Genomic DNA, 13,576 nt, shown 5'->3' with positions numbered 1-13,576 from the left:
TCAAACCACGTCAGCGTCGCCTTACCGTAGATATATGTAACTGACTTCGTCAGTCTTATCTACAACCTCAAAGCAGTGCTTTGAGCAACCTGCGGCTAGCTTCCTAGTTTGCTCTTTGATTTTCATTGAGTATTATTCTTCCACTTCTGTTAAGGTTGCCGCTTTTTCAAGATATTTTTGGTAGGTGCCGTCATCCTTGAGTTTTTGGATGACCTTGTCCACCACTTCTTTCAAATCAGCACTATTTTTTCTAAGGGCAACGGCATTTGCTTCGCCGTCTTTCATCTTCAAGCTGACAGTTGCGACAGCTAGGTCCGCATTTTTAGCAGCATAGCTAAGGGCAACAGGCTCATCCATGTGAACAGCATCTACTTTTCCAGCCTGTAATTCATTGACTGCTTCACCCATATTGGTTAGGGAAGTCAGCTGAGCTTTTGGCAATTGTTCCTTGACCATTGATTCTGGAACAGTTCCTTTTTGGGCTGCAATATTAGCACTTTCTAGGCTAGTTAGAGCCTTATATTTTTCTACATCAGCCTTACGAACCAAGAAACTAATCTTGTTCTCATAGTAAGGGATTGAAAAATCAAAGACTTCTTTTCTCTCGTCAGTAGCGCTAATTCCCGCAACTGCTAGGTCAGCCTTACCAGTTTGAAGACTGGTCAAGACATTGTCAAAACTCATGCTTGAGATTTCCAACTTCACCCCAAGTTCATCAGCGATAGCTTGGGCCATATCAATGTCCGCACCGACTACCTGATTTTTTCCGTCAACTAAGGATTGGAATTCAAAAGGTGCATAGTCAGGACTGGTCGCCACAACTAATTTTCCCTTTTGCTTAATGGCCTCAACAGCTGACTGAGAACCATTAGAACCTGACTGGCAAGCCACTAAGAAGAAACTTGCAAGAAAACTACATAAAACAAATATCCATTTTTTTGATTTCATAAATAAACAACCTCTCTGTTAATTTTGTATAATTATAACGCTATCCAAGTTACTTGTCAAGTGTTTTTTGAATTTTTATCTCAAAAATATTTTTTTCATTCAAGAAAAGGAGCTATCAGTTGATTTCAAGCTCCTTTTTATACAAAATAAATCTATTTTATAGTTCGACAATCTTACCTGTTTCAAAGTAAACAACCCATTCACAGATATTCTTGGCATAGTCTCCGATACGTTCCAAGAAGGCAATCACTTGGAAGTAATCACGGCCTGTAACGATGGCATCTGGATTTTTCTTAATTTCTTCTGTAGCCAAGTCACGAATGCTATCAAAGTAATGGTTGATTTTTTCGTCCATGGCTGCTACTTCATAGGCCTGATCCACTGAACCATTGAGATAGAGTTCAAGGGCTGCTTCAACGAAGTTCTTGACATCGCGCCCCATTCTCTTGATTTCTTCTTCAACAGCTGGGATGCGTTGCTCACCTTTCATACGAATTGCCGCCTTGGCAATGGAAACGGCATGATCACCCATACGTTCCAAGTCAGATACAGCCTTCAAGACTGTTAGAACTGTACGCAAGTCTTGAGAAACGGGTTGTTGAAGGGCAATCATTTCAAATGATTTTTTCTCCAATTTCACTTCGTATTCGTTTACTTCTGCATCGTCTTCGATGACTTCCTTGGCCAAATCACGGTCATGCGTAACAAAGGCACGCACTGTACGATTGATTTGGGATAGCACTTCTTGTCCCATAGCATAGAACTGGTTGTGCAATTTCTCTAAATCTTCCTCAAATTGAGAACGTAACATCATTTATCTCCTTATCCAAATTTTCCTGAAATATAATCTTCTGTTTCCTTGTGTTGTGGGTTGAGGAACATCTTCTTGGTATCGTTAAACTCAATCAAATCTCCATCTAGGAAAAATCCTGTCTTGTCAGAGATACGAGAGGCTTGTTGCATGGAACGCGTAACCAAGAGCATGGTGTATTTATTTTTTAGCCCATACAAGGTTTCCTCAATCTTCCCAGCAGAGATAGGGTCCAAGGCTGAAGTCGGTTCATCCAAAAGAATGATTTTAGGACTAGTTGCCAAGACACGGGCAACACAAACACGTTGCTGTTGTCCACCTGAAAGCCCGATAGCTGAATCATGTAGGCGATCCTTGACTTCATCCCAGATGGAAGCTCGTTGCAAGGCTTTTTCTACCGCTTCATCCAGAACCTGCTTGTCTTTCACTCCATTGATACGAAGCCCGTAAACAACATTTTCGTAGATAGACATGGGGAAGGGGTTTGGTTGTTGGAAAACCATACCGATTTCTTTACGCAATTCAACTGTATCTGTACGTGGGCTGTAGATATTGTGGCCGTTGTAAACTACTGAACCAGTTGTAGTCACCTCTGGATTAAGATCCCCCATACGGTTGATAGCCTTTAGGAGGGTTGATTTCCCTGATCCAGATGGACCAATCAAAGCTGTAATTTCCTTAGGTTGGAAAGATAGGGAAACACTATTCAAGGCCTTTTTTTGATTGTAGTAAACGGACAGGTCTGATACCTGTAAAATCGCTTCTGTCATACTGTTTCCTTCCTATCCAAAGTGTCCTGTTACGTAGTCATTGGTTGACTGTAGTTTGGCATTTTGGAAAATATTAGAGGTCTTATCGTACTCAATCAAGTCACCCAAGTAGAAAAATCCTGTGTAGTCACTAGCACGCGCAGCCTGCTGCATACTGTGGGTTACGATGATGATGGTAAAGTCCTTCTTCAATTCCAACATGGTTTCTTCCAGCTGGGCTGTCGCAATCGGATCCAAGGCTGACGCTGGTTCATCCATCAAGAGAATATCTGGTTTAACAGAAATAGCACGAGCGATACAGAGACGCTGTTGCTGACCACCTGATAGGGTCAAGGCTGACTTGTGCAAATCGTCTTTGACCTGATCCCAGAGAGCTGCTTGACGAAGAGAGGTTTCCACAATTTCATCCAAGACTTGCTTGTCCTTAACCCCTGCACGTTCATGAGCAAAAGTGATATTGCGGTAGATAGACTTGGCAAAGGGATTTGGTCGTTGGAAGACCATTCCGATGTGCTTACGCATTTCATAAACGTTAATTTCTGGACGGTTGACATCAATCCCTTGATAGAGGATTTGACCTGTTACCTTGGCAATATCAATGGTATCATTCATTCGATTGAGACTGCGGAGGTAGGTTGATTTTCCTGATCCAGATGGGCCAATTAAGGCAGTAATTTTATTTTTTCAAATTGCATATCGATGCCCTTGATGGATTCTTTTTTACCGTAGTAAACATGTAAATCCTTAGTAGAGAGGGCCACTTTCTCTTCAGGAAAGGTGATGATATGCTTTTCATCCCAATTATATTTTGACATGGCTTCTCCTTTAGGCAGCGGTTAATTTCTTATGTAGGTAACTTCCGAGTTTGCGGGCTCCAAAGTTAAAGATGAGGATAAAGATGAGGAGCACGGCCGCAGAACCTGCTGATACGATGGTTCCATCAGGGATAGTTCCTTCGCTATTAACTTTCCAGATGTGGACAGCCAAGGTTTCTGCTTGACGGAAAATAGAGATTGGGCTGGTTACACTGAGAATATTCCAGTTAGACCAGTCAAGGGCTGGAGCGGATTGTCCTGCTGTATAAATCAAAGCAGCCGCCTCACCAAAGATACGACCAGATGCCAAGACAACCCCAGTCACAATACCTGGAAGGGCTTCTGGAATGACCACATGGACCACTGTCTCCCAACGAGAAATTCCAAGGGCTAGGCCAGCCTCACGCTGCGTATGGTGAACGTGTTTCAAGCTGTCCTCAACATTTCGAGTCATCTGAGGCAGGTTAAAGACTGTCAAGGCCAAGGCACCTGAAATGATTGAAAATCCATACTCAAACTGAACTACAAAGATCAAGTAACCAAAGAGACCTACAACCACTGATGGCAGTGAAGACAAGATTTCAATACAGGTTCTGACAAAATTGGTCACAGGACCTTTTTTGGCATATTCAGCTAGGAAAATCCCAGCCCCCATAGATAAAGGCACAGAGATAATCAAGGTAATAACCAAGAGGAAGAAGGAATTATAAAGCTGAATTCCAATCCCTCCACCTGCTTGGTAAGAAGATGATTTGCCAGTCAAGAAAGACCAAGAGATGTGGGGCAAACCACGAACCAAGATATAAAGAATCAAGGATGCCAAGATGGCAACAATAATTCCTGCAATCGAGTAGAGGACAGCTGTTGCAATTTTATCTAATTTCTTAGCGTGCATAGTTTTTCTTTCCTCTTTCTTTCGTAATCAATTTAATCACACTGTTAAAGGCCAAACTCATCAAGAGCAAGACTAAGGCCAGTGACCAGAGAACGTTATTATCAACTGTTCCCATAACAGTATTTCCGATACCCATGGTCAACACAGAGGTCAAGGTCGCAGCAGGTGTTGTCAATGAAGTTGGGACTACGGCTGAGTTTCCGACCACCATCTGAATGGCCAAAGCCTCTCCAAAGGCACGCGCCATCCCAAAGACCACTGCGGTGAAAATCCCTGAACGCGCTGCCTTCAAGGTCACACGCCAGATGGTCTGCCAACGAGTGGCTCCCATAGCCAAACTAGCTTCACGATAGTGACGAGGCACCGCACGCAAGCTATCCGTTGTCATAAAGGTTACCGTCGGTAAGATCATGACAAAGAGAACGAAAATCCCTGACAAAATCCCAAAACCAGTACCACCAAAGACACTACGGACAAAGGGAACTACGACCTGCAAACCGATAAATCCATACACGACTGAAGGAATTCCGACAAGCAATTCAATGGCTGGTTGCAAGATTCTAGCACCTTTTGGTGAGACCTCGGTCATAAAGACTGCCGCACCAATGGCAAAAGGAGTGGCGATAAGGGCTGATAGGATTGTGACAATAAAGGAACCCAAAATCATAGGAAGGGCACCAAATTGCTTACCTGAAGGATTCCAAGTTTGTCCAAAGAGGAAATCAAAGATGTTGACCCCATTGACAAAGAAGGTCGACAAGCCTTTTTGGGCTACGAAAATCAAAATCATGGCCACAATGATGACAATCAAAGACAGACAGGCAAAGGTCAAGCCTTTTCCTAATTTCTCTAGACGAGAGTTCTTTGAGGGAGAAAGTAATTTTTTAGCTAATTCTTCTTGATTCATTATTGACTCCCTTCTAGTGCTGTCACCGTTCCTACAGCATCTTTTTCAACCTTCATTTCCTTAACAGAAATATAGCCCATCCCCTTAACGATTCCGCTTTGCGCTTCATCTGAGAGGACAAAGTTGAGAAACTCTGCCACCAATTCGTTCGGCTGACCTAGGGTATACATGTGTTCATAAGACCACAAAGGCCAGTTATTGGTCGTAACATTTTCTGCAATCGGCTCATAGCCATTCAACTTCATGCGTTTAACCGAGTCATCCACATAGGCAAAGGCTAGGTAAGAAATAGCTCCTGGTGTCTGGGAAACAATGTTTTTGACCATCCCATTTGAATCCTGTTCTTGACTCTGCACAGCAGATTGACCATCCATGATAACACTATCAAAGGTTGCACGCGAACCAGAACTTGCCGCACGGTTAATAATAGAAATAGCTAGGTCTTTCCCACCGACTTCTTTCCAGTTGGTCACTTGGCCTGTGAAGATGCTACGGAGTTGTTCTGTTGTCAGATTTTCAACGTCAACTTCCTTATTTACAATTACCGCCAAGCTTGCTACTGCAACCTTGTGATCCACAAGAGCGGATGCGTTGATACCGTCTTTTTCCTCGGCAAATACGTCTGAATTTCCTACATCAACGGCTCCAGACTGAACCTGAGACAGACCTGTACCAGATCCTCCACCTTGAACGTTGACTGTTTTTCCAACGTTCATAGCTCCAAATTCATCTGCTGCTGCTTCGACCAAGGGCTGGAGAGCCGTTGAGCCAACAGCTGTCATGGATTCTCCACGATCAATCCAGCTAGCACATCCCGCCAAAGAACCTGCTAGCAAAAGAGCCGCAAGTGATAGAGCGAGTTTTTTCCTTTTTTTCACTGTTTTTCTCCTTGAAAATAATGGTGAATGCTGTGAATTTTTTCAACTATTTATTTATGTTTTTCTTTTGAAAATTGGGAGCTAACTGAAGTTCTTATACTCAATGAAAATCAAAGAGCAAACTAGGAAACCAGCCGCAGGCTGCTCAAAGCACCGCTTTGAGGTTGTAGATAAGACTGACGAAGTCAGTCACATATATACGGCAAGGCGACGTTGACGCGGTTTGAAGAGATTTTCGAAGAGTATTAGCTTGGTTTAACTAGAAATTTGCTTAGTTACCTTTTCCACCAATTTTGACTTAAAATGAAAGACAATTTGAAAAAAATCCATACTTCCACTATAACATAGACAAGCTACTTTGACTAGCATTTTCACTTGAATCTGAGGCCTTTTGGAAAATAATTTTTCAAAACATTTCCAGTCACCTTAGCAAAGCCCAACCCATTGCCTTGAACCAAAACTTGGTACCAACCATTTGGCAGACTTTCTGCCAGCTGAACGGTTTCGCCAGCAACATACTTTACAAACCCTTCTTGGTCAATTTCAACCGACTGCTTGACCTGACTTGGTTTCAAGGCTAGTCCAAGAGCGAAACTGGGCTCAAAGCGTTTCTTCTTAAAGGTACCCAGATGCAGACCATTGCGAGCAATCTTGAGCTTCCCTAAATCTGGTAAAAGTTCTGGTAAGAGATAAAGCTGGTCTCCAAATGTCTGCAAGATACCCGGTAGATTGATGTTTAGATGTTTTTGGGCAAATTCCTGCCACAAGGCAACTTGCTCACGGCTGAGATTGCTCTTGCTAGCCTTAAATTTAGGGGCTGGATTTTCACCTTTAAACTGTAGATGGGCTACAAACTGCCCCTCTCCCTTAAAATGATGAGGGTACATTCGAGCCGTTTCTGGCAGGTCAATACCAGCTACCATTCCATTGATATGTTCAACTGGCAACAAATCAAAATCATACTCTTCCAGCAACCACTTGATAATCTCTTCGTTTTCCTCGGGGGCCCAGGTACAGGTTGAATAAACCAAGCGACCACCTTCAGCTAGCATGGTTACTGCATCTTCCAGAATTTCTCTTTGCAAGCTAGCGCATTGACTCGGATAATCAAGGCTCCAATAATCCATAGCATCTGGTTGCTTACGAAACATCCCTTCACCAGAGCAAGGGGCATCAAGGACAATGAGGTCAAAATAGCCCTTAAAAACCTTGGCCAAGCGGTCAGCAGATTCATTGGTCACTACGACATTTGTCGTTCCAAAGCGCTCCATGTTTTCTACTAAAATCTTAGCCCGTTTGCTTGAAATTTCATTGGAAACAAGGAGACCCTCTCCTGCTAGATAGGCTGCTAGTTGAGTTGATTTGCCACCTGGAGCAGCAGCCAAGTCCAAGACCTTCATACCAGGACTGGGCTGGGCTACCTGAGCAACCATCTGAGCAGCAGGTTCTTGCGAATAAACCAAACCAGTAGCATGCTCAGGCGATTTCCCTGATACCTTTCCGTAGTGGCCCCAAGGGGTTTGAGGAATGGGATCAGAAAAGGAAACTGGCGCTTCTTTTAAAGGATTGACCCGAAAGGCCGAAACCGCTTCCTCCTCAAAAGAGGCAAGAAAATCTCTTGCCTCATCTCCTAGTATCTCTTTATATTTTTCAACAAATCCTTCTGGAAATTGCATTTAAGTTCTTTTCCTTTCATAAATATAGGACTGAATTTCCTCCTGCATCTCAAGAGGGACCATCATGACTGGCTGTCTGGTTTGAAAATCAAGCGGTTGACCAGATAGGGTCACAACCCGATAGCCCAGACTTTCCCCTAAAATACTAGCCGCAGCATAATCCCATGGTTGCAGATAGGTGACGTAGGTCAACAAATGCCCTGATAAAATCTTGGCAAAACTAATGGCCGCACTCCCATAGACACGAACACCGAGGACCGCACGAGCTAAATCAGCCAGACCCCATTCGTTGGTTTCCAGCATGCCACTATTGCCTGCAATGAGAAAATCTCCAAGTGGTTTTGCTTTAAAGGGAGCTAGGGGCTTATCATTTAGACAAACGGGAAAGGCTCCACCCCCGTGATAACAATCCCCTTTGACCACATCATAAATCAGACCAAACTGTCCCCGACCATTTTCAAAATAAGCCATCATAACAGCAAAATCTTCTTGCTGGGCTACAAAGTTACTGGTACCATCAATCGGATCAATGACCCAAACCTTTCCTTCTTGAACCGAAGCTCGCAGACAACCTTCTTCAGCACAAATCTTATCCTCAGGATAACGGGATAGAATTTCACCAACCAAAAGTTCCTGAACTTCCTTGTCCAGTCTGGTCACCAAATCTGTCGGAGAGGTTTTAATCTCAACCTGCAAGTCTTCCTGCATATGGTCAAGGATATACTGGCCTGCTTTCTTAACAAGCTCTTTAGCAAATTCAAATTTACTTTCCAAGAGAAATCTTTCCTTCCCCTTTTTCCTTGGCAGTCTGAACTGCTCGGTAAAGCGAATAGCCACTAACCGTTTCAAATTCTCGTCCCAAACGTTTTTCTTCACTCTTGCTTGGCACGACCGCTTTGAATCCCTTATAGGAGTCCAGTAACTTTTTAGCCTCTACCTTGCCTTCATAGGCAGCTTCAACATCATTAAAAAAAGAAAGCACTGAAGCAAGTTCTTCAGTGCTCCACGACAAATCTAGTGGGTAACTATACTGTTTGTTCATTAACTAATACCAGCTCTCATTCTTGCTTCTTTTAGTTCTTGCTTACGGTAACTACGAGGGAGAAAAGCACGAATCTCATCTTCATTAAAACCGATTTGCATGCGCTTGGCATCAATAATAATGGGACGACGCAAAAGACTAGGGTACTGCTCAATCAAATGAAGCAATTCCGATACCGAAATACTCTCTACATCAATATTCAATTTTTGAAAAATTTTTGAACGAGTTGAAATGATGTCATCAGTACCATTTTCGGTCAAGGAAAGGATGTGTTGCAATTCTTTTCTTGTTAAAGGACTGGTCATAATATTGTGTTCTACAAAGGGAACCTTATGTTTTTCTAACCAGGCCTTAGCCTTACGACATGATGTACAGCTCGGTGATAGAAATAGTGTAATCATGCTTTTCTCTTCTTATCTATACTTTGCTACTTCTATTATACAAAAAAATAAAGCGCTTGACTAGGGATTTTTAGAAAAAAAGCCTATTTTTTCAAGAAAAATAGACTGTTTGCGAACGATTGATATATTCTGGATTTAGTTAATTCACTCTTAACGATGGTTTCAAATCGTATACAATTTTATATATACAAATTAAAAACATCTTTCGTTTCACTTCCTACGACTTTTTAGATAAAGATAGCCAAAGAAGCTTTCATAGAGGGCAAAAAAGAGGAGGAAGGCATGAAGGAAGAAAGTCTCTGGCAAAATCAGTATAACAGGATCCTTGGCTGGATCAAAAAGCCAGGTATCATCTCCCACAAAGAGAATTTGATGGAACAGAGTAAAGAATTGGTCAAAACCAATCAAAACTCCCCCAAGCCCAATCAACAAAGGCAAGACTACTAGAGCCAAAAGCCCTTTACTAAATAGAGACAAGAAGCCCTTTTTCACAATCCCTTTAACAAAGAAATAGAAACTTGGCAGTGTCACTAGAGCAACTAGCTGAACCAAGTGAAAGAGGTTCTTCACCACTGCAAAGTGGTGCAGACCTGCTGCTGACGAACGAAAATCAGGCATCTCTAGAACCTGACTAAATGGATTGGTCAGGTAATTCATCAAGACATGAAAGTCGTACTGAATGGTTTCTGGTTTTAGATAAACCCGATCCGTTAAATTCAGCCACTGAACTTCCAGCGGATAAAAAATCCAAGCTAGATAGATGGTCAGAAGGATTGAGAGGGAGAGGAGAAAAATCATAGAGCCCCAAAAGGTCAGTTTAGTTTTCATCAAAGTTCCACTCCGCAAGGCTAGAAACCACATGAGTCGGTGCGATTGGCAGGCCAGCTACTTCTTCTTCCTTGGTAAAACCAGTCGTTACCAAGAGCGTTGGAATGCCATTATCAATCCCAGCTCGAATATCAGTCAAGTAATTATCCCCAACCATGATTAACTCTTCACGTTCCAAGCCTAAGTGCTCAACTGCCTTGTCCATAATGATGGCATTTGGTTTTCCGATATAAACAGGCTTCACTCGTGTTGCTACTTCAAGGAGAGTTACTAGCGAACCTGCTCCTGGTAAAAGCCCTCGTTCTGTCGGGATGTTGAGGTCAGGATTGGTTCCAATAAAGTGAGCACCTTTTTGGATAGCCAGAGTTGCTGTGGCAAATTTTTCATAGTCAACTTGCCAGTCCAGACCTACTACCACATAGGCAGGATTTTCCTTGTCTTCAACATATCCAGCCGTCTTGATGGCTTCCTTGAGCCCTGCTTCTCCGATGACATAGACGGTCTTTTCAAGCCCCAAGTCATTCATATAATCGATAGTCGCCAAAGTTGCTGTGTAGACAGTCGACAGGGGCGTATCGATATTAAAATTCTGAGCCAACATCTGCTGAACACTCTCAGGAGTGCGGGTTGTATTGTTGGTCACAAAGAGATAGGGAATGTCCCGCTTTTGCAATTCATGGATAAAAGCCTCTCCTGCTGGGATTCTGTCTTTCCCCTTATAAATGGTTCCGTCTAAATCAATTAAATAGCCTTTATATTTCATATTTTCTCTAATCCTTTTTCATTTCTTGCCAAGTGATGATAGCTTGGGCATTGGTAGCCCCGTCGCTTGTAATCTCATGCTTGCTTTCCAGTCCAGTCCGTTCAACAGCCGATGTAATCACCCCACCTGGTCGAACTTCCTTGACATACTTGAGGTTGATTTTCTTGGGAATATAGTGGGTCAAAAAATCCGCTCCCATGACCTCAAAAATCCAATCCAGGTATTTACTATTATTGACATGGCCATTCATATCCAAATCGTAAAAACGGACATGGTACTCCTTGCTGACTGTCTCTTCCAAAGGCTCATACTTTGGGCCACGGATAAGTTTTTTATCAAACTCAGACTGGTAAGGAGCCACAATCTCAGATTCAACAGCATGGACTTTTCGACTGTCTCGGTTCATGAGAACAAAGGTCGCCATCATGTGAATGAGCTCCTGCTCCGCTTCATCATAAATGGTAAAGCGACGGTAGCAAAAGAGCCGATTGTAGCTCAAAGCTTCCGTTTCGATGGTGATTTCTTCCGCAAAACGAGGCAAACGAACCACCTCAATATCATAATCTGTGATAATCCAGACTAGATTATAGTTTTCCAAAATTGCCTTATCACTAACTCCTAACTCAATAGACTGCATCCCTGAAACTTGTAGGGATAGCAAAATCACATCTGGAAGTTTGATATGACCGTTCATATCAGCCATATCAAAAGGAATTTTCATTTTCATTTGATAAGTTAAGCCCATCATTCTACTCCAAAATAAATCGTTCTGCTACAGTGTCTCCCAAAAAGAGACCTCTTTTTGTCATGCGAACTCGGTCACCCTCTATTTGCATGAGACCTTGTTGAACCAAATCTCTGACAATTTCTCCATAAAGTCCATCGAAAGTTCGTCCAAATTTTTCCTCAAATCGCGCCATGGAGACTCCTGATTTCTTGCGAAGGCCCAGGAACATTTCTTCTTCCATTTGCTCTTTTTGACTCAGGTGCTCTTCTGTGATCCGAGCATTGCCTTCCTCAACTGCACTTAGATAATGGCGAATCGGACCGTGGTTTTTATAGCGTACTCCATTAACATAACCAGATGCCCCAGCACCGATACCATAGTATTCAGCATTGTCCCAGTACATGAGATTGTGACGACTTTCAAAACCAGACTTGGAGAAATTGGAAATCTCATAATGCTCAAAACCAGCTCGCTCCAGCTCTGCAATGATGTACTCAAACATCTCAGCCTCCAGTTCCTCCTTAGGCAGAGGCAATTTCCCTCGTCGCATACGGTTCATAAAGACCGTGTGGTTTTCCAAAATCAAACTATACAGACTCATATGGGGAATATCCAGTCCAATGGCCTTAGCCACATTGTCCTTAACTTGCTCCATGGTCTGACCTGGCAGTGCATAAATCAAATCGATGGAGATATTGTCAAAACCAGCCAGTTTCAGGCGGTCGATATTTTCATAAATATCCTTCTCCAAATGACTGCGCCCAATCTTTTTCAGCATCTTATCATCAAAGGTCTGCACACCTAGCGAAACACGATTGACAGCCGAGTTTTTCAAAACAGCAATCTTATCCGCATCCAAGTCGCCTGGATTAGCTTCAATGGTCAACTCTTCCAAGGCAGACAAGTCCAAGTTTTTAGTCAAGCCATTCAATAACACCTCCAGTTGCGGAGCTGATAAAGCTGTCGGTGTCCCACCACCGATATAGAGGGTTCGCAACTTTTGAATATCATAAGAACGAAACTCTTCTAACAGATGTTCCAAATAACTATCTACAGGCTGATTTTTTATGAAGACCTTTGAAAAGTCACAATAATAACAAATCTGGGTACAAAACGGGATGTGCACATAGGCTGACGTTGGTTTCTTCTGCATAGTCTTATTATACCACAAAAGCGAACAATACTTAGAATTCCGTTTAACAAAATCCTAGCATTGTTCGCTTTCTTTATCTAAACATTTTTTGTATTTTATGACGAACACGATTCCCAGAAACAATCTAGTTTGTCTTTACAATACAAAAGAATGAATATTCATTTGACTAAATTTTTAGTCTTCTTTTTTCTTGCGAGCTACAAGTCCAAATCCACTCAATAGTCCAAGAAGTCCAAGAGATGCAAGAGTCGCATTTGATTCTGTTCCTGTATTTGGCAATACATTTTGAGAATCATTTGATTTAGCTCCATTATCATTAGTAGCAGGTTTGACTGGCGTAACTGGAATTGTATTTGTGTAGTCTGGGGTTTCTGTTTGAACTTCTGGTTCACCTTTTGAACTTGAAATTTTACCTGGAATTGTGATGTCACTTGTGCCTTCTTTTGGAAGTTTGCCGTCTTCTTGCGCACGTCCTTTTCCGGTCTGAGGTGTTTCTGGTAATTCATCATTTGTTAATGTTACTTTTCCACCTGTTACGACTTTCTCTCCATTAACACCTGGTAATGTCACTTTTGTGCCATCTGGTACGCCGCTTACTGTTACATCTACATGACCGTCTGTTGGATCTTGGTTACCTACTGTAAACGTTGGTGTTTTTGTTACATCTCGTTGGACCACTACTGGAATGGTTACGTTGATTTTTTCATTTCCTTTTGTGATGACTACTGGAATATTGACTGTTTGTTCTGTGTCATCGCCATTCCATGTTAAGCCTGTTGGTGTTCCTGTAACTTTGCCGCTTGTTCCATCAATTGTTAAACCATTTGTTGGTGTTGGTGTTACCGTTGTTCCTGGTTTATTTGGATTGATGACTTTTTCCTTGCTTGTATATGGTTGTCCATCTACTGCTTTGTTTGTCGGTGTTACTTTACCTGATGTTAATCCATCTTTCACTCGTGGAG

Annotated in this window: 15 protein-coding genes and 1 pseudogene; all 16 read right to left on the bottom strand. The window is 42.4% G+C overall.

Annotated features, from left to right (window positions below; genetic code table 11):
- Window positions 1–132: 132 nt before the first annotated feature.
- Window positions 133–948 carry an ABC transporter substrate-binding protein gene (locus tag HMPREF0851_RS04685; protein WP_000837371.1) on the bottom strand — a complete coding sequence of 272 codons (816 nt, stop codon included), beginning with the start codon at window positions 946–948 and terminating at the stop codon, window positions 133–135.
- A gap of 157 nt (window positions 949–1,105) precedes the next feature.
- Entirely contained in the window at window positions 1,106–1,759 is a 654-nt protein-coding gene (phoU, locus tag HMPREF0851_RS04680) for a phosphate signaling complex protein PhoU (RefSeq protein WP_000946458.1), read from the bottom strand.
- 11 nt (window positions 1,760–1,770) lie between these two features.
- A complete protein-coding gene (gene pstB, locus HMPREF0851_RS04675) occupies window positions 1,771–2,529 on the bottom strand; it encodes a phosphate ABC transporter ATP-binding protein PstB (protein ID WP_000133485.1) in 759 nt (252 codons plus the stop codon).
- Window positions 2,530–2,541: 12 nt separating this feature from the next.
- Window positions 2,542–3,344, bottom strand: a pseudogene (pstB, locus tag HMPREF0851_RS04670) (phosphate ABC transporter ATP-binding protein PstB).
- 10 nt (window positions 3,345–3,354) lie between these two features.
- Window positions 3,355–4,239 (bottom strand): phosphate ABC transporter permease PstA, encoded by an 885-nt coding sequence (pstA, locus tag HMPREF0851_RS04665; RefSeq protein ID WP_000543046.1) that lies wholly within the window; start codon window positions 4,237–4,239, stop codon window positions 3,355–3,357.
- Window positions 4,229–5,146: a phosphate ABC transporter permease subunit PstC gene (gene pstC / locus HMPREF0851_RS04660; protein WP_001070903.1), complete on the bottom strand. Its 918-nt coding sequence runs from the start codon at window positions 5,144–5,146 to the stop codon at window positions 4,229–4,231. Before pstC ends, pstA begins: the two co-directional genes overlap by 11 nt.
- Window positions 5,146–6,024, bottom strand: coding sequence for a phosphate ABC transporter substrate-binding protein PstS family protein (locus HMPREF0851_RS04655; protein ID WP_000746322.1), 879 nt, complete (start codon window positions 6,022–6,024; stop codon window positions 5,146–5,148). The genes pstC and HMPREF0851_RS04655 overlap by 1 nt, the downstream gene beginning before the upstream one ends.
- Window positions 6,025–6,395: 371 nt before the next feature.
- Complete coding sequence (locus HMPREF0851_RS04650) at window positions 6,396–7,700, bottom strand: RsmF rRNA methyltransferase first C-terminal domain-containing protein (RefSeq protein WP_001160261.1); 1,305 nt, start codon at window positions 7,698–7,700, stop codon at window positions 6,396–6,398.
- Window positions 7,701–8,474, bottom strand: a complete 774-nt coding sequence (locus tag HMPREF0851_RS04645; protein WP_000444032.1) for an inositol monophosphatase family protein — start codon at window positions 8,472–8,474, stop codon at window positions 7,701–7,703.
- Window positions 8,464–8,742, bottom strand: a complete 279-nt coding sequence (locus tag HMPREF0851_RS04640; protein WP_001041977.1) for a UPF0223 family protein — start codon at window positions 8,740–8,742, stop codon at window positions 8,464–8,466. The genes HMPREF0851_RS04645 and HMPREF0851_RS04640 overlap by 11 nt, the downstream gene beginning before the upstream one ends.
- On the bottom strand, window positions 8,742–9,143 hold the full coding sequence (locus HMPREF0851_RS04635) for a Spx/MgsR family RNA polymerase-binding regulatory protein (protein WP_000631259.1): 402 nt from the start codon (window positions 9,141–9,143) through the stop codon (window positions 8,742–8,744). The genes HMPREF0851_RS04640 and HMPREF0851_RS04635 overlap by 1 nt, the downstream gene beginning before the upstream one ends.
- 210 nt (window positions 9,144–9,353) lie before the next feature.
- Window positions 9,354–9,971, bottom strand: a complete 618-nt coding sequence (locus HMPREF0851_RS04630; protein WP_000850604.1) for a TIGR01906 family membrane protein — start codon at window positions 9,969–9,971, stop codon at window positions 9,354–9,356.
- On the bottom strand, window positions 9,961–10,734 hold the full coding sequence (locus tag HMPREF0851_RS04625; protein WP_000875441.1) for a TIGR01457 family HAD-type hydrolase: 774 nt from the start codon (window positions 10,732–10,734) through the stop codon (window positions 9,961–9,963). The genes HMPREF0851_RS04630 and HMPREF0851_RS04625 overlap by 11 nt, the downstream gene beginning before the upstream one ends.
- A 7-nt stretch (window positions 10,735–10,741) precedes the next feature.
- Window positions 10,742–11,479 (bottom strand): acyl-[acyl-carrier-protein] thioesterase, encoded by a 738-nt coding sequence (locus HMPREF0851_RS04620; protein ID WP_000524785.1) that lies wholly within the window; start codon window positions 11,477–11,479, stop codon window positions 10,742–10,744.
- A 4-nt stretch (window positions 11,480–11,483) separates the two neighbouring features.
- Window positions 11,484–12,614, bottom strand: coding sequence for a radical SAM family heme chaperone HemW (gene hemW, locus HMPREF0851_RS04615; protein ID WP_001170092.1), 1,131 nt, complete (start codon window positions 12,612–12,614; stop codon window positions 11,484–11,486).
- A gap of 174 nt (window positions 12,615–12,788) precedes the next feature.
- Window positions 12,789–13,576: LPXTG cell wall anchor domain-containing protein (locus HMPREF0851_RS16235; RefSeq protein ID WP_000298935.1), on the bottom strand; the 788-nt coding region annotated here is incomplete at its 5' end.

This window comes from Streptococcus sp. M334 (assembly GCF_000187745.1).
GTDB lineage: Bacteria > Bacillota > Bacilli > Lactobacillales > Streptococcaceae > Streptococcus.
Note: the sequence above shows the minus strand (reverse complement) of the source record. Positions and strands in the feature narration are given on the sequence as shown.

Excerpts from the sequence above, each read along its gene's own strand:
- hemW (WP_001170092.1), bottom strand. The coding sequence starts at position 12,614 with ATGCAGAAGAAACCAACGTCAGCCTATGTGCACATCCCGTTTTGTACC.
- HMPREF0851_RS04630 (WP_000850604.1), bottom strand. The coding sequence starts at position 9,971 with ATGAAAACTAAACTGACCTTTTGGGGCTCTATGATTTTTCTCCTCTCC.
- HMPREF0851_RS04625 (WP_000875441.1), bottom strand. The coding sequence starts at position 10,734 with ATGAAATATAAAGGCTATTTAATTGATTTAGACGGAACCATTTATAAG.
- pstC (WP_001070903.1), bottom strand. The coding sequence starts at position 5,146 with ATGAATCAAGAAGAATTAGCTAAAAAATTACTTTCTCCCTCAAAGAAC.
- HMPREF0851_RS04685 (WP_000837371.1), bottom strand. The coding sequence starts at position 948 with ATGAAATCAAAAAAATGGATATTTGTTTTATGTAGTTTTCTTGCAAGT.
- phoU (WP_000946458.1), bottom strand. The coding sequence starts at position 1,759 with ATGTTACGTTCTCAATTTGAGGAAGATTTAGAGAAATTGCACAACCAG.
- pstA (WP_000543046.1), bottom strand. The coding sequence starts at position 4,239 with ATGCACGCTAAGAAATTAGATAAAATTGCAACAGCTGTCCTCTACTCG.
- HMPREF0851_RS04635 (WP_000631259.1), bottom strand. The coding sequence starts at position 9,143 with ATGATTACACTATTTCTATCACCGAGCTGTACATCATGTCGTAAGGCT.
- HMPREF0851_RS04650 (WP_001160261.1), bottom strand. The coding sequence starts at position 7,700 with ATGCAATTTCCAGAAGGATTTGTTGAAAAATATAAAGAGATACTAGGA.
- HMPREF0851_RS04640 (WP_001041977.1), bottom strand. The coding sequence starts at position 8,742 with ATGAACAAACAGTATAGTTACCCACTAGATTTGTCGTGGAGCACTGAA.
- HMPREF0851_RS04620 (WP_000524785.1), bottom strand. The coding sequence starts at position 11,479 with ATGGGCTTAACTTATCAAATGAAAATGAAAATTCCTTTTGATATGGCT.
- pstB (WP_000133485.1), bottom strand. The coding sequence starts at position 2,529 with ATGACAGAAGCGATTTTACAGGTATCAGACCTGTCCGTTTACTACAAT.